16 protein-coding genes are annotated in these 15879 nt (G+C 47.1%); 6 read left to right on the top strand and 10 right to left on the bottom strand.

Features of this window, described 5'->3' with window-relative positions:
- The first annotated feature begins 43 nt into the window (after positions 1 to 43).
- Positions 44 to 865 (top strand): PPK2 family polyphosphate kinase, encoded by an 822-nt coding sequence (locus ACSR9A_RS19025; protein ID WP_473758888.1) that lies wholly within the window; start codon positions 44 to 46, stop codon positions 863 to 865.
- A gap of 107 nt (positions 866 to 972) precedes the next feature.
- Here ACSR9A_RS19025 and ACSR9A_RS19020 read toward each other — a convergent pair whose 3' ends face one another.
- The 7 genes from ACSR9A_RS19020 to ACSR9A_RS18990 form a co-directional block, all read right to left on the bottom strand.
- Complete coding sequence (locus ACSR9A_RS19020; protein WP_473758886.1) at positions 973 to 1569, bottom strand: hypothetical protein; 597 nt, start codon at positions 1567 to 1569, stop codon at positions 973 to 975.
- Positions 1566 to 2465: a hypothetical protein gene (locus tag ACSR9A_RS19015; RefSeq protein WP_473758884.1), complete on the bottom strand. Its 900-nt coding sequence runs from the start codon at positions 2463 to 2465 to the stop codon at positions 1566 to 1568. Before ACSR9A_RS19015 ends, ACSR9A_RS19020 begins: the two co-directional genes overlap by 4 nt.
- A 112-nt stretch (positions 2466 to 2577) precedes the next feature.
- Positions 2578 to 3561, bottom strand: coding sequence for a LacI family DNA-binding transcriptional regulator (locus tag ACSR9A_RS19010; RefSeq protein WP_473758882.1), 984 nt, complete (start codon positions 3559 to 3561; stop codon positions 2578 to 2580).
- A gap of 30 nt (positions 3562 to 3591) precedes the next feature.
- Complete coding sequence (rbsK, locus tag ACSR9A_RS19005; protein WP_473758880.1) at positions 3592 to 4503, bottom strand: ribokinase; 912 nt, start codon at positions 4501 to 4503, stop codon at positions 3592 to 3594.
- 302 nt (positions 4504 to 4805) lie between these two features.
- The gene (locus tag ACSR9A_RS19000) at positions 4806 to 5561 is read right to left on the bottom strand and encodes a hypothetical protein (RefSeq protein WP_473758878.1); all 756 of its coding nucleotides are present in this window, start codon (positions 5559 to 5561) and stop codon (positions 4806 to 4808) included.
- A 78-nt stretch (positions 5562 to 5639) separates the two neighbouring features.
- Entirely contained in the window at positions 5640 to 6680 is a 1041-nt protein-coding gene (locus ACSR9A_RS18995) for an ABC transporter substrate-binding protein (RefSeq protein ID WP_473758876.1), read from the bottom strand.
- Positions 6681 to 6804: 124 nt separating this feature from the next.
- The gene (locus ACSR9A_RS18990; RefSeq protein ID WP_473758874.1) at positions 6805 to 8475 is read right to left on the bottom strand and encodes a helix-turn-helix domain-containing protein; all 1671 of its coding nucleotides are present in this window, start codon (positions 8473 to 8475) and stop codon (positions 6805 to 6807) included.
- 213 nt (positions 8476 to 8688) lie between these two features.
- Here ACSR9A_RS18990 and ACSR9A_RS18985 point away from each other — a divergent pair, with 213 nt between their 5' ends.
- On the top strand, positions 8689 to 9054 hold the full coding sequence (locus ACSR9A_RS18985) for a hypothetical protein (protein ID WP_473758872.1): 366 nt from the start codon (positions 8689 to 8691) through the stop codon (positions 9052 to 9054).
- A gap of 30 nt (positions 9055 to 9084) precedes the next feature.
- Positions 9085 to 9375: a hypothetical protein gene (locus ACSR9A_RS18980; protein WP_473758870.1), complete on the top strand. Its 291-nt coding sequence runs from the start codon at positions 9085 to 9087 to the stop codon at positions 9373 to 9375.
- Between the two features lie 46 nt (positions 9376 to 9421).
- Here the strand turns inward: ACSR9A_RS18980 and fliB are convergent, their stop codons facing one another.
- The 3 genes from fliB to ACSR9A_RS18965 all read right to left on the bottom strand — a co-directional run bounded on the left by fliB (position 9422) and on the right by ACSR9A_RS18965 (position 13248).
- On the bottom strand, positions 9422 to 10648 hold the full coding sequence (gene fliB / locus ACSR9A_RS18975) for a flagellin lysine-N-methylase (protein WP_473758922.1): 1227 nt from the start codon (positions 10646 to 10648) through the stop codon (positions 9422 to 9424).
- A gap of 199 nt (positions 10649 to 10847) precedes the next feature.
- Positions 10848 to 11912: an ABC transporter substrate-binding protein gene (locus ACSR9A_RS18970; protein WP_473758868.1), complete on the bottom strand. Its 1065-nt coding sequence runs from the start codon at positions 11910 to 11912 to the stop codon at positions 10848 to 10850.
- Positions 11913 to 12006: 94 nt separating this feature from the next.
- Positions 12007 to 13248: a helix-turn-helix domain-containing protein gene (locus ACSR9A_RS18965; protein ID WP_473758866.1), complete on the bottom strand. Its 1242-nt coding sequence runs from the start codon at positions 13246 to 13248 to the stop codon at positions 12007 to 12009.
- Between the two features lie 338 nt (positions 13249 to 13586).
- Between ACSR9A_RS18965 and ACSR9A_RS18960 the strand changes: the two genes are divergently transcribed.
- The 3 genes from ACSR9A_RS18960 to ACSR9A_RS18950 are packed head-to-tail and all read left to right on the top strand — an operon-like array spanning position 13587 to position 15756.
- Positions 13587 to 14066 (top strand): GreA/GreB family elongation factor, encoded by a 480-nt coding sequence (locus ACSR9A_RS18960; protein ID WP_473758864.1) that lies wholly within the window; start codon positions 13587 to 13589, stop codon positions 14064 to 14066.
- The gene (locus tag ACSR9A_RS18955; RefSeq protein ID WP_473758862.1) at positions 14056 to 14550 is read left to right on the top strand and encodes a cation:proton antiporter regulatory subunit; all 495 of its coding nucleotides are present in this window, start codon (positions 14056 to 14058) and stop codon (positions 14548 to 14550) included. Before ACSR9A_RS18960 ends, ACSR9A_RS18955 begins: the two co-directional genes overlap by 11 nt.
- 3 nt (positions 14551 to 14553) lie before the next feature.
- Positions 14554 to 15756: a cation:proton antiporter gene (locus ACSR9A_RS18950; protein ID WP_341279290.1), complete on the top strand. Its 1203-nt coding sequence runs from the start codon at positions 14554 to 14556 to the stop codon at positions 15754 to 15756.
- Positions 15757 to 15879 lie beyond the last annotated feature (123 nt).

Genomic DNA, 15879 nt, shown 5'->3' with positions numbered 1-15879 from the left:
ATGGCATAAAGTGGAATACTGGTACATAAGGAGCGTGAAGCAGATGGCAAAAAAATACGAGCTGACGGCGAATAAAAAGGTTGTTTTGAGCAGCATCAATCCAAAGGACAAAGGTTCCTTTGACCATAAGGAAGAGGTGGAGAAGGAGGCGCTGAAGCTGAAGGAGGAATTGGAGCAGCTTCAGGAAAAGCTGGCGGCTTCGAAGGATCAGGCGGTGCTGTTCGTCATTCAAGGGATGGATTGCAGCGGCAAGGATGGCGTAACGAAGCATGTGTTTGCGGGCCTGAACCCGCAGGGCGTGTCCGCTCACAGCTTTAAGGCGCCGACAGATGTGGAGAAGCGGCATGATTTTATTTGGCGGGCGCACAACAACGCGCCGGAGCTGGGACAAATCGCTATTTTTAACCGTTCCTATTATGAGGATGTTCTGATTACACGGGTGCATGGCGCAGTATCCGATCAGGAAGCGAAGCGGCGCTTCAAGCATATTAACCATTTTGAGTCGCTGATTGCGGATAGTGGGGTTAAGGTTGTCAAAATCTTTTTGCACATTTCCAAGGAGTTTCAATTGGAGAAGCTGAAAAGCCGAATCGAGGATTCATCGAAAAATTGGAAGTTTGACCCTTCGGACCTCCAAGAACGGAAATACTGGGAGCAATATCAGGGCTATTACGAGCAGGTGTTTGAAAAATGCAGCAAGCACGCGCCTTGGCATATCGTGCCCTCCGACCATCGCTGGTACCGCAATTATGCTGTGCTGCGCATCGCTGTGGATGCCTTGAGAAGCATGGAGCTTCAGGACCCGCCAGCAAATCCGGAGCTGAAAGCCTTTTTGAAGGAAATCAAGGAGCAGGAGCGGCCATAACGAATGCGTTCATTATGAATAACGATACGAAAATAACCGGCAATGCATCGCCGATCACATCGCGATATATTGCCGGTTATTTTTATAAGCCGAGCGAATCCCTAGCTCTAGCTAAAGAAAAAATCCAAATACTGCTGACCATGCTCGCGTCCAATCATCACTGGGGCAAGCTCCATCGCGCGTTCAATAAATTCGCTTTTCACTTCGGAATCCTCATCTGTGGCATCGAGCTCAAATTCTTCCTCCTCGACCTTCATCAACGCAGTGGTCATAGCGAAAAAGTCAGCCAGTGAAGCGGCGATTTGCGAATGCCGCTTTTGAATGCTGCCATATACCGGCCCTTGCGGATCGGTCGTATCAACAATAAGCGCATCGCCATTGTAATCGGCGAAGACGATCCAGCCATCCGGCCACTTCGGATCAGGAGAGAGTCCAGAAGCCGTCATTATCCAGCGCCAGCCCTGCTGCGCCCGTTCCAGCTCCGGCAAGCGGAAAAATTGCACCGCCAAGACACCGCCAATCATCGGATGCTCCTCCAATTCCAGATAGCTATAAAAGGTCCACAGTGCTTCTCCAAGCGGAAGCGGCTCTTGAACGGGTAGAGGCTCATCATGAAAATAAACCTCGCCTAGGTCCATGTCATGCCTCCCAAATACAGAAGCGAATTGCTGTAATTGTGTCATTAATGTACGGTTTACGCTCATGTAGCATTCCCCTTCGTCGTCCATTTTTCCAAAATATCGATTAAGTCTTGCCTTAATAAATCCACGCGGTAGCTTAGCTTTTTCTTGAGCAGCTTCTCTTTCAACAGGTCCACTATAACGAGCATATCCGCTCTAAACAGCTGCTGCTGCTCGCTTAAAGGCAGTTCGCCCTCCGCTCTCGTAAAATGCCTGGTCACTTCCAGTTTGAGCTCGCCCTTGCGGGAAGCCAGCTTGCCAACTGCAAATTTTGGCCTTATGTAATAACCCTGCTCAAATCCGTCTGGAACATCATTTTGCTCATGAAAATATTCATATTGCAGCGTACGCTCGGCGTCGTCATGATGGCTAAAGTGGCAATGAATACCGATGTAGCTAAAGGAAGCGCCGTAAAGCTCCTGACGCATATGCTCATCCAGTTCACGCCGCAGCTCGCTCAGGCTGTCGATGAAGGGCTGGGCTGACAGCTGATAGTTGCCGGAGCGGACGAGGCGCAGCGGATTTTTCGGCAGCAGGTTGCGCTGGGAAGCAAAGGCGGCAATGCCATAATCGGTGTTGTCACTGCCTTCATGGATGACGAAGCTGCCCTGCTGCTTGCTCCAGCCTTTGCAAGAATCTTTGATTTGCTCGAAGGTGCGGGTGCGCAGCTCGGTGTAATAGGAGCCGTTGATCCATTTGTCCGCTACTGCCTCTACGGGCGTCATAGATGCGCCCCAGCCGGCAACAGCAAGCGCTTCGCATACACGCACTAGCTCATTCCACTGCTTGATGTTGGCATAATGAAAAAGCCGATGATATTCGGTGATTAGCAGTTCGCGCAGCTCGTCCTTAACTGGAGCCGTTTGTATGACTTCGCTTAGCTGCTCGAGTGTTTCGGTTTCGTAGATGGACCTAATCATCGTACATTCCCCTTGTAGAAAAAAGTAGAAAGAAATAGTATTCAGTGGCACCTGGCTATCTTTTATTATGCCACACCAAACCTTTGATTTCCTGTTTAGCAGCATGCCGAAATCAGGTCGATGCTTTCTGGAGCAGCTCTACCTCCAGCTCGTAATTGCATTGCTCGATAGGCTCGTTGTTGATCAGGCGAATTAAATAGTCCATAGCGGTTTTGCCGATCTTATAAATTTGCTGGGAAACGGTGGACAGCTCGGGATATACCATATCCATCCGAATACCGTCGAAGCCAATTAGCTTTAGCTGGGAGGGGACGGATATGCCGAGCTCATGCAGCGCCTTAAGTGCACCGGCCGCCATGAGGTCATTGCCGGCGAAAACGCCGTCAACATCGGGATGCTGGCGTAAAATATTTTTCATCGCCTCGCAGCCTCCCGCAACGCTGAAATGGCCGAACGCAGTTAGACTGGATGAAAACCACGGCAGACCAGAGCATATATCCTCATAAGCTAGCGTCCGCTCACGCGCGGAATGCACATGCGAGGGCCCGCATATATGGGCGATTTTGCCGCAGCCAGCATCCAGCAAATGCTGCACAGCGAGCTGACCGCCATAACGATTAGCTGCTGTAATCGTCACAATCGGATGGTCAGGAAAGCTTTTATCAATGACGACAATTGGAATCGACCGCTTCTGCAAGGCAATAATCTGCTCTGGCGAAACCGTATAAGAAGATATAATAATGCCGTCAATTTGTTTATTGATTAACGCTTCTATATACATTTTTTCCTTGTCGGGATTATTGTCCGTGTTGCAGAGCACGAGCGTATAGCCTTGGGAAGCGGCTGCATCCTCAGCTGCACGGGCAATTTCCGGGAAAAAAGGGTTCAAAATGTCGGGTACCATTAAAGCGACTGCAGCTGTCTTTTTGCCTGCAAGGCTTCTGGCAATCGTATTGGGCTTGTAGTTCAGCTTCTCGGCGGCGGCTTGAATGGCGGTCTGCGCTTCCTTGCTCACATATCCGCTCTTATTGTACAGCCGCGAGACAGTGGCAACCGATACGCCAGCCAGCTTGCTGACATCTCTAATCGTAGTCATTTAGGGCAAAATCCTTTCAATAGTGTGGCCTTAGTTGGAGGATTCCACAATAAATGCATCGACATTTTGGCGAAGCGGCATTCCACTTTGGGCACCAAGCTTCGTGACGGACAATGCGCTTGCGGCAACGGCAAACTGGACTGCTTCCTCTAGTGTTGCCCCTTCGCTTAGCCTCACAGCCAATGCGCCGTTAAACGTATCGCCCGCACCGGTCGTATCTACGACTTCGACCTTATGCCCTGTAATATGACCTTGCTCCCCATCCGCTGATTTGTAAAAGGCTCCACTGCTGCCTGCTGTCATTACGATTGGGTATGGATAGCGTTCGAGTAAAGATTCCGGTGTCTGCTGGCGCTCTAATCCGGTCACTATAGCGAGCTCAGATTCATTTGGCGTAATGAGATAAAGCTGAGCAAGCAATTCTTCCGGCAATCTCACAGCAGGTGCCGGGTTCAAAATTACAGGAATACCCAGTGAATGGGCGAGCTTGATAGAAGCTTCGACCGTTTCAAGCGGGATTTCATGCTGCAGCATCACCATATTTGAGGCGGCGATGACATCCTTTAATGCAAGGACATCTTCAGGAAGCAAGCAGTGGTTTGCACCAGGAATGACGATAATGCGATTGTCACCTTCAGTGACGGTAATGGCAGCGATGCCGGTTGCTTTATGAGGAACCGTTTTCACATATTGCAAATCGATGCCTTCGGCGCCAAGCGCATCCCTCAGCTGCTGTGCCATCGCATCCTCGCCGACGCAGCCAATCATGGTAACCGCAGCACCAAGCCTTGCGCAGGCCACTGCCTGATTGGCTCCTTTTCCACCTGTAAAGCTGGAAAATGCGTTACCCATTAGCGTCTCCCCTTGATTTGGCATAACATCCGTTTCTGTCACCATATCAATATTCAAACTGCCAATAACAGTAATTTTCGCTTGAGACATATGGACACCTCTTGTTTTTTGAGTATATGATGTGTAATCGGTTACACATGGATGCTTCCCATTTTAAATAGCCTGCTTGCCATTGTCAATAGAGCTCCGGGAAGGGGAGCGCAAGCAAGAAGGAAAGACTATTAAACTTTACACTCGAAAACACAAAGCAAGCAAAAACGCAGCTGTCTCGCTTTTAGCGCACAACTAACATTTTTGCTTGCCTAGTAAATAATAGTTATCGCTTTCGATCACTTTACTTAACGACCCTTAACGACCCTTAACGACCCTTAACGACCCTTAACGACCTGTGCTTAGCATTCATCAGCCCATTTGGCGAGCCTTTCTTGTACCGTTGCTTTGGGACAGGTAAGGCAGTAGCCATGCTCTTCTCCATCCAAGGATAGACGGTAAGCAAGGCAGCAATGCCTACGTAAATAAAAAGACTCATCTTGACGCGTTTCGTGTGAGAAGCGGTGCAGCTTCAACGTCAGCGGATTTTCAAAATCGGCTGATGGCGTATGCAGCAAGGGCGCTAGCAGAAGCTCGCGATCAGCAGAGAGCAGTCTTCGTCGCTGGGATGCGCCCACCTCACTGAGGCGTTGAAGCTCGAGCTGCAGAAATAAGTTTTGAATATTATGAGAGACAAGTGACCACATATGAGCAAGCTTTGCCCCGGTACAAGCAGAGATTGCTGCAAATACGGGGTTAATATGCTCCAGAAAGAGGTCGCTGGCGAAATCGGCCGCTGCTATACTCCTCAGTTCAACTTTTTCAGCAGACAACAAGCGGATAGGAGATTGTAAAATTTGATATTCCATTTCCGCTTCCTTCGTTACTTTAAACCGGATATTTTCCAGCCTTATATCCATCATACAATCAAACAAGCTGAAGGCAGCGACGAGTCCCATTGCCAAAACAGAATATCGCTTGGCAAATAAGGTGCCTGTCACAATCGAATCTGGATGGCCGAGTTGTTCAGCCTGAGCTGCCAGTATAGGTTTCAAAGCTTCGGGCTTGAGCAGGTCACCAGACGAAAAAGGATAGGCAGGCTCTCCCGGCCTCTGCATGCTGATACAAAACCGCTCTCGAATGTATAGGAGAGCATCTTGCCGAGGCTCTTGTTCCAATAGTTCACTCATCATGTTTTATTTAATAAACCCAACAATTTGATCGATGATCACTTCCCGGCCGAGCTTGCCCCAGCTCAAGTAAAGCCAATATTCAGGAATGAAAACCTGATTTTTTTTGACGGCATCGACGTTTTGCCACAGTGAGCTTTGCGTGATTTCTCCCATCAGCTTCTCGCCATCAGCACCGTCTGCTTGCATAAAAATATAATCTGCGCCAAGCTCTGGAATTTTTTCCTGTGATAAATCAATGCGATCCACTTGAGAAAGGGCTGATGGTTGGAAGCCAAGCTTGTCGAACAATAAATAATTAAGCGGATGGCCCTCTGTCCCATACAATTGCAGCTCATTGTCACGCACGCGAATATAAGCGATTCTTTTGCTTGGCAAGGAGGCAATTTCAGCGCTCACTGCCTGCAGCTTCTCGCCGAGCTTAGCGATTTCCTGTTTCGCTATATCCTCCTTGCCGAAAATTTCGGCGACCTTCATCAAATCGATTTGCCAGTCATCGGCGACAAGGCCGGCATTAGGATCCTTTGACGCGGTCTCGCTGCGGTTGGGAACACCGAGCACCACAGTAGGCGCTATTTTCGAAAGCTCGTTGTATGCTTGTTCGCCTACAGCTTTCCCGGAAAGAATGAGGTCGGGTTTAAGCTCAAGTATTTCCTCCAGGTTCAGCCCTTCGCTGCCGCCCTTTACTAGCTCAACATTTTCAAGCTTGTCTGCAATATAAGGCAGCAGTTTGTCATTATATTGTGGAGTGACCAAAATGGCATATGGCTTCTCGCCAATGGTCAGCATATGATCGGCATATTCATTTTGCATGACGAATACGCGCTGCGGCTTAGCAGGAATCTGCGTAACGCCCATTAAATGTTTAATTTCCTTTCCGCCTGGCGCAGCCGAGACCTCCGCCTTATTCTCCACTGTATTAGCTGAAGGAATGGCTGAAGGATCAACTCCTTGATTTGTTGCGTTGCTTCCGCAAGCGGCGAGCAGCATGCACATAAGGAGCAGCAAAGCGGCTCCAATCTCTCTGTTTAATCTTACAGCGTTCATACGTTACCCTCCATTTGATAAAAGTTCTCAATACAGTTATCAAAGATAGCACGCTTTTTGGAGAACCTCCATAGCTGTTTGAGCGATGTTTTCGCACAAATGTGCGGAGGAGGGTGCTTGACTTTTAATAGGCGCTTAGTATTTGGTCAAATCGCTTAAGCATAAGCATATGAGAGTAGGCAGAATATTCGCGCCACGCTGGCCCTTGCAGTGGAAAGACCCGCTGCTTTCGCACCGCGCTAAGCGTATGCCATCGGGGGTCCTGCTGAAGCATTCGGGCATAGCTCTGGGAAAGGTTATCTTCATAAATATGCAGCAAAATGATATCCGCATCCCATTGCGTGAGCTCCTCAAGCGTCGTTTCTTTCTCTTTAAACGGCAGATGTTCGAGTGGAAATGGAGCACGCATTTGCAAATCGTTGAACCACACATCTCCGATATTTCGCCTGCCGTATAAATACAGCTCAGACTCGTAGATGACGAGAATGACAGAAGTAGCACGTTCATAGGTCTGAATAGCTTTGCGGCGTACGCTTGCTGCTTGCTGTTCATAGATTTCTAACCACTGCTCGGCATGCTTCTCCCGGCGCAGCACACCGGCAATTTCCTGTAAATGCTTGCGCCAGCCGAGCTCCCAGCATACTTCGAATACGGGAGCGATAGAGCGAAGATGCTCATCGTTTTGCAGCATTTGATTTTTTTCTCTGACGATGAGATAAGGACTGGCTTGGCGCAAAATACGCAAATTCCGTTCTGGATCTGTGCCACTGGCTAACGGATAGCTGATTTTATGAAAGTAGGTGCTTCGATGGTTAGCCAGCATATCTACATGCGATGCGTAGCTGTTCATATCAAGTGCCATCAAGTGTCCATCAAAGGGATAACATAAATTGGCTAACCGCTGTTCCGTGTTTTTCATATATACCGTAGGGGCGTGACCCAGCTTTTTCTTGAAAATCCGGCTGAAATAATACTCGCTGCTGTACCCGCTTTGCTGAGCGATATGCTCTAGATTATGCTTGGACAGCAGCAGCATTTCCTTCGCGTGGCGCATGCGGATGTTGACTAGATAATCCATAGGGCTGACACCATGCTCTTGTTTGAACAGCTGGGAATAATACCACGGGCTGAGCCCAGCCATATCAGCAAGCTGCTGCCTGGACAGCGGCTCTTTGTAGTGGTCGTTTATATAGGCTGCTGTACGGCTTGCTGCTTCCGCTGATGTCATTGTTTCGCCAGTCTTATCAGGAGCATGTGTATCCATAAGGATAAGCAGCAGCTCATATAGAAGAGAGTGGCATTGCAATCTGGCTGCTAACGCTAGAGGATATGGCGGTTCAATAGCAGTATAGAGTCGCTCAGCAAGCGGCAGCATCTGCCTGGTTTGCTGGGCAGATAGCCTGCCGAAATAAGGAGCAAGCTCATCTGCATGCTCATGGGCAAGCTCAGTAGACCATTGCTGTTCAGGTGAAGTCCGTTTGGTGGGCAATGTGTCGTGGTTTAGCTGTTCGCTGGTAGTAAAGCAAATGATGGTGCAATGGAAAGGAAGGGAATTGACAGCATGTATGGCAGTAACAGTGCCGGGCGGCAGCAAACAGCCGCTGTTTTCAAGCAGCAGCTCTCCATCATCAGTGAGAAGATTGCATGCGCCTGCTTGCATTAAAATCAGGCTGTAGCTGCGCGCGGAGTTTCCTAGATGAAGCGGCACGGCAGAGCCAGTAATGACCTGAACCGTCTGCAAGTGAAACAACGCTCCAGGTAGGCAACTGTTATTGCTGTTAGTAAAATCAAGCATCTGAGGGCTCCTTCCATAAAAATGGACTAGCTTAATTTTAATACAGCTTAGCTGATGTGTCGCCCAAGATTGTAAAAGCTAGTTCTATTGGCATGGCTGAGGTCAATAATCAGTCGGCAGACTGATATTATCGGGTTATAGACGTATGATACAATTGTGAAATCATGTTTTTTGAGTTCCAGGGCATAATGGCCTTGGCTGGGAGGTGCTTTTATGGGGAAAGCAGAACTGACATATAAGCTGATCACGGATCATGCGGAATTTAAGAAAGAAGCGATTGAAGCGTCGCTGATCACGGATATCATATATGCATTTGAACCGGATCATGAGGAATTTATCGTGCTTGAGCCGAGCATGCCGCTGGAAAACAGCATCTATTTGCAGGCCGCAACCGAAGGGGAAGGCATGAGCGGCTTCGTTGTGGAAATCCGGTTCGTGTATGCCGATGATTCTTTTAAACACTATGATTACAAAACGACGGATAAAGGCGAGATTGTTCGAATGTTTCTTGAATATTGGGGAGCACAGAAGCTGCCTGATCTGTCGCAATGGAATGATATTACAAGCACATTCGCGTAATCGTTACATGAGCTTAAGCGGAGGCGTAACATGCAGTACAAGCGTTTTATTCTTTTTTCAACAGTCATAGTGGCCTTGCTTATTTTACTCGTTAATACAAGCGCGTTTCAGGAAAATGCGGCTAAGGCAGCTTCCCATTATTATGTGCGCTCTCATTACGCGAGCAGCGATTTTACCTTTCTGAAAATTGTTTATGATACCAACCTTGGTGATTACACTGTTACTTATAAGGACAATACGGAGCAGCAGTTTAGCTTTACAATGGCTCCGCGCTATTTTCCGGTATTTGTGCGTTACGATCCTTTGAACAGCGACCTCTAAATAAAAAAGTTCCGATCCTTCCAGCGGAGGTTCGGAACTTTTTATTTTAGTCATTTTTAATGAGCAGGCTCATAAAACCCAGTGTATGATAGCCATGCTTTTTAAAATCATCGAGGATGTTTTTAAGAAACAGCGCGGTATGTTCATAATTTTTAGTATAGGATTGAATGAGCTTTACGGTCAGCTCCTCGGTTAATTGCTGATGGTGCGCAGCTATTCCGATAAGATGCAGTTTGATTAATGCAAATTCTGCGACCAGCATTTGATAGCTGTCAAAAACGGGGATGTTCACATGCATTTCCGCAAGCATCCGGCTGTGTAAATGATTCAAAATGAAGTTTTCCAAAACATGCGCATGCTGATCCATAAATGGCTTGTAATAATGCTCGTAAGAGTAATTATAGGCGCCTGCAATGGCTTCCAATGAACTTCCATTTCGCGTCATTCCTTGTTTATAATCATGAATACATTCCCTGTAGCGGACATTCCATATCGTGGCATCCAAAATGTCCATCAAATAATTATTCAAATATTGCAGTTGAAAAACAGGATCTAGCGGATACACATCATAACTGCGCAGCTCATCGTTGTGGGAAACCTCTTCCCGGAATTGAACGCATAATTGAGGCAGCTCCTTATATTTTTTCTCATCCATCAGCAAGTTGACATTATCGCAGAAAACACCAAGCAGAATAAGGCGATGGGGCAGGCTGAATTCCCGATATTTCATAATTTCCATCATCATCTCGCGTATTTCAGGAAAGTAGAACCCCGGGCGATTTTGATCCAGAGTAGCAACTGCTTTATGTTTATACGTGACGGAGCCGATGTGAGCGAGATCGATGTCTACAAATTCCATCGCTTGCTCGTCAAGCAATACTAATCGGGCCACCTCGGGGCAAGAAAGCTGTGCTGTCATTTCCAAGGCATTGCCTGCCTGATTAATGACACGGGGGTAGGTTCGGCAAGTTTGGGACAGGTATGATTCACCAAGCTCTAATTGAATAGAGCACATTCCTTGATCAAGCATAGAACAATCACCTGTATTCGGGTTCAACTGCATTTCAGCATAATCTTGAACGCTACCCTGCAGTTTAATGGATAAGTTTTGTTTCAATTTGCTTTTTAATTTGGTGTTAGTGACCGATTGGTATTTCATATAGGTATGTTTATCAATACTGATCCCCCACCAAGCGCAGCAAGTATCTTCACAGGCAGAACCAATGCAGGCAAATTGTTTTATGTAATGTGGCACTCGACTTTGGCTTAACATCATGCTAGGTTTAATTCCTCTCTCTTTACCATTTTAGTATGTATATCGACTTTATCGTCCTCATTTTTAATAATCGAATATAGTTACACCTTAATTTAAACAGCGATTTAAAAAGTCATATTGGGGAAACAGGAAATTCGCCGAACCCCCCATAAAGATGAGGTGTTCGGCTTTTTTTATAGCCTGTTAGCTAGACTATTTAATTAGATGAACCGAGCTCTGCCACAACATCATCGATTTTCATGCTGTTCGCCAGAGGGCCTGAGCTGATCCAATGTCTTGCATTTACGAAAATGACATGGCCCGCTTTAACGGCTGGCACCGATTTCCACACAGCGGATTGCTCAATCGTGCTGAAGCTTTCCTTCGCCTGTTTGATTTCCTCATCCGTGCTGCCGGCTCCGCCGAGCGTAACGAATAAGTAGTCAGCCTGCAATTCGGGCAGCATCTCAAGTGAAATCGTCGCATTTTGAAAATTCGGCTGTTCCTTGTGCCATTGCTGGACGGTTGGATCAAGCTTCATTCCTAGCTCATTGTATAGAACGCCGGGATAGGTTGGCCATTCGATTTGTGTTTTTTCATCGACATAATTAGGGAAATAAACACGGAAATCCTTAGCGGTCATGCGGATGAAAGCAGCACTTTTGCCTTCCGCTAGCAGTTGATTCAGAGCTGTTTTGGCATCGGCTGCCTTCGTATCATAAGCGCTGATTACCGCTTGGGCCTGATCCTCTATACCTAACGCTTGTCCGATGGCTGTAAGCGAATTTTTCCAATCCTCACGATCATATACGATGGTGGGCGCGATTTTGGAAAGATTGTCATATCCTTCTTGCATAATCGCGGTGCTTGCAATAATCAAATCCGGCTGAGCTGCAACAATCGCTTCGAGATTCAGGCTATCTCCCCAAATTTCCAAAGCGGCTCCTTGCTCCTTAAGCCGATCGTTTAAATAATAACCTTCGCCAATCGACATTCCAAATACAATAGGGACATTTAATGCGAGCAGCATATCCTCTAGATTAATCGAAGCAATCCGCTCATGGCTCGTTGGAAGCTCAGTTGTGCCGAAAGGATGTGTGACCTTGAGTGCTTGTGGTTCAAAAGCAGCTTCCGATGAAGAAGTAGATGGCGAAGCAGTTGAGACCGTGTTAGAAGCTGAACTGGACGGCTGCCCGCTTCCCGAGTTGTTCCCACAAGCTGACAACAGCAGAATAGCAGCAATAAGGGCAACAGACAGGAAGGAATGACGGTACATATACATCTTGAAACCTCCGTTTTGAAAATAATGTTAAGGCTTATCATGATCAAAACGTATTATACGCTCCCGCCGCTTCGCAAAACATGGACATTCGTGTTTAGTTCATTTTAAACAGTCCTTCTACCTGCTCTACCATGAGATTGTGGGCAAAAGGGGAATAGTCCAGCCAGGGGCATTCCTGTATTCGCCGCACATTTCCCGCCCTTACAGCCTTGAGCTGCTTCCACACGCTGCTATGCTGAAGCTGCTGCCATACATGCTGCGATGCTTGGTCAGAATCAATAATGAGCAGCAGACGATCTCCCGTAAAAATAGGTAGCTCTTGCTCTTTAATCGCGTGCAAAATCGATATATTTTCTGAATCATAGGGGCAGTTTAATTTTAAATCCTCATATAAAACAGCCCCTCCATTGCGTCTTCCATACACAACGATATGTCCCTGCATGAGATGAATAATGGAAATGGTCTCTCCTTGAAAAAGCTTCCGGACCCGTTCTCCAGCGCAGGCCGCCTTCTGGTCATAATCGGCAAGCCAGTATTCGGCAGCCTCTCCTTTACCAAGTAGAGCTGCAATTTGCCTGAACTGCTGCCGCCAATCTAGCTCCAGCCAAGGAATGACGACGGTGCGGGCGATTTTACCGATTGAGCCTATAATCTGCTCATTCACCATATCATCGCATAAAATGAGCTCGGGTCTTGCCTGCTGAAGCGCACTGCGATTATAGTCCACAAGGTCCGGCTCCATTCGTTTGGAGCGTCTAAGCGGGTAGGGAATATGCTGAAAAAAAGCATGGCGGTGCACGTCCCTTTGCGGATCAACCTGTGTGGCACACGGAATGATGCCTAAAGCGAGCAAATGTCCGGCATAGGGAAATGAAAAGGAAGCTATTCGTGTTTTTGTCCAATTGGCATATTGTTTTGGCGTTATGCCGGCCACTTTTTTAAACTTTCTACTGAAATAAAACTCATCTTCAAAGCCGACCTGCTCTGCAATTTCCTTAATCCGCATATTAGAATGAAGCAATTGCTCCTTCGCTTTGTTGATCCGGATGCGGTTCAAATAATCAATGGGGCTTTGCCCAACCCAATGCTTGAATTGATGGGAATAATGCCATAGACTCATGCCTGCAATGGAGGACAGCTTCTGCCTTGTCATGCCTTCTGCATATTTTTCATTCATATAATGGATGGTCCGGTCTATCATGGCTTTGGATTCCGAAGGCCAATTATCGTTATCGCTCAAAGCAGGTGCTTGCTGCTCGAAATCCGCCGTGGCGGCTTGCCTTTTCCAATAGCTGCAACTGCTGCCCGTTTGCAGGGCTGAAGCTGGTTTTCTCATATTTCGCCCCTCCTTTGTAAAGAAGCTTCTATATTTATATTTTTCAACAGCATAGCGCTAGATTAATTCTTTAGCTTACCAGTATTAAATGAGAATTGTTATCAATTGTAGTTTATACGAAATCAACCGTCTGTACAACCTCTTTTCCCGTATTAAAAAAGCATAGCTTGTCACACTAGATTTAAATAATAGCTGGACATATATTATTTGTTTGGTAAGCTTGTTATAAGGCCTCTGACGAAGAGGCCTTATATTATTTTAGGAGGAGAGCAGTATGAAAAAAGCGGTTTTTTGTTTGTGTGAAATCAGTAATGTGCGCATAGGGAGTGAGGTCTACTATGAACCATAGTATCGGAATGTCCTATGCACAAGAACAGTTGATGGCGCAGCTTGCCGTGTTAGGTGTCGAGAAGAAACGTTTCCTCGACGCCCATTTTGTTATGCAAGGGAAAGAGCGTATGGAGATGGACCAATTTCTATTCTTGTATACGGAGGTCGTGCAAGAGCTTCTCTCGGAAACGGACGTACTAATGGAAGAAAAGCTTCAATCCATGGTGCTTATTGGCAGCCATATTACGATTGAATATCCTGAATTTGATACGAAGGATTCTTTTACCATTGTGATGCCTGAGCAGGCCAATCCAGACGAAAACCTGATTTCGTTTCTATCCCCTGTTGGCAGGCAATTGCTGCTCGCACGTCTTGGTGAGCTGATCTCTGTAACGACGCCAGCTGGCGCAATGCGTGTCAGTGTCACCTCCATTACGTTTGCAGAAAACACATTTTCCCAGGGAGGAGGAGCTATAAGTGGATCTTAGAGAATCTGAACTGCCGGGTATTGGCCAAAAATACAGCCTGCGCACCCGTGGTGGGGAGCAACTGGTTATTGTCGTTCATAATGATGAAAGACGGGATATGTTTCACATGGATGCTGATGAGCCTGATGAGATGCGGTCAATGGTTTCGCTTGACGACGAGGAAGCCAGAGTCGTATCGGCTATCCTTGCAGGCATCACCTATAAGCCGAAATTTCTCGAAAACCAGGAAATAGCGTTAGATAGCTTAGTTATCGAATGGATTCGGCTGGAGCCATTATCCAAATGTGTGGGCAAACGGATTGGCGAGCTGGATATCCGCAAAACGACCGGTGCGACCATACTAGCGGTAGTCGAGAAGGATAAGACCAAGCATATTAATCCCGGCGCGGAATACGTGTTTACGCCAGGGGTAACCTTAGTCGTGGCAGGTGAACGCATTCAACTGAACCAATTAAAAAAACTTTTACTGAATGGGATGCTTTAGCCCATGGAGACGCTCATATTTGAAGTCGGGATGGCACTGGCGCTCATTACGCTGACAGGCTTGCTTTCAGCGAAGCTTCGCTTCTCGGTTATTCCTTTTTATATATTAATTGGAATGGCTGTTGGACCGCATGCGCCGCATTTTTGGATTATTGATTTGCGGTTTATTGAGAGCTCCTCCTTTATCGAATTCATGGGACGTTTAGGCATTTTATTTTTGCTGTTTTATTTAGGGCTGGAGTTTTCAGTGAAGCGGCTGTTGAAATCAGGAAAAGCGATAATCGTAGGCGGCTCCTTCTACGTAGCGCTGAATTTTCTATCAGGACTGCTGCTTGGCTGGATCGGGGACTTGCCCATCAAAGAAACGCTAGTCGTATGCGGTATTATGACTAGCTCATCAACTGCAATTGTGGCAAAGGTATTAGTTGATTTAAAGAGAACCGCTAACCCGGAAACGGAAATCATTATGGGCATGATCATGTTTGATGATTTGTTCATTGCGGTGCACATTTCGATTTTGACGGGACTCATCTTGAGCGGCGCCTCTTCATTCTGGAGCGTTTTGCTGATCTCTTTGACCGCCCTGGCATTCATCGTTGTATTTTTATTTATTGGCAGGAAAATTATTAAATATATTGATTTTGCGCTTAATATTAAATCGTCAGAGCTGTTTCTACTGATGATTATGACGCTGCTGTTTCTTGTCGCAGGCTTCTCGGAAACGCTGCATGTGGCAGAGGCAATCGGAGCGCTGATGATCGGGCTTGTACTGGGCGAATCTAGGCATGTGAAGCGGATCGAGCAGCAGATTTTGCCCTTTCGCGATTTTTTCGGGGCGCTGTTTTTCTTTAGCTTCGGATTAACGATTGAGCCTGCCTCCTTGGGCGGTGCGGTAGGGATGACGCTGATTGCGGTCGTTTTGACGCTGATTGGAAATTTTGCAGCAGGCATGCTGGCGGGCCGTATTTCAGGCATCACGCCAAAGGCGTCGCTTAATGTAGGCTTTACGCTCGTTTCCCGAGGCGAGTTCTCCATCATTATGGCGAACATCGGCAAAGCGGGCGGCTTGATGGCCTCCATTCAATCATTTGCTGTACTGTACGTCCTAATTCTTGCTGTGCTAGGGCCTTTGCTTACGAAGGAGTCCAAATGGATTTACCGAAGCTTTGAGCAGCTGTGGAAGAGACTAAGGCGTTCAAGAGGATAACGGACATTGCCCGTAAAAAAGAACAGGAGCCACTCAGAAAGCAGTATGACTGCTAAAGGAGTGGCTCCTGTTTATATTTCACCCTCGAAACGGTAGCTTTGCCGCCAGAGGACGGCGAGAGCC

It is taken from the genome of Paenibacillus sp. R-74696, assembly GCF_055814915.1.
Note: the sequence above shows the minus strand (reverse complement) of the source record. Positions and strands in the feature narration are given on the sequence as shown.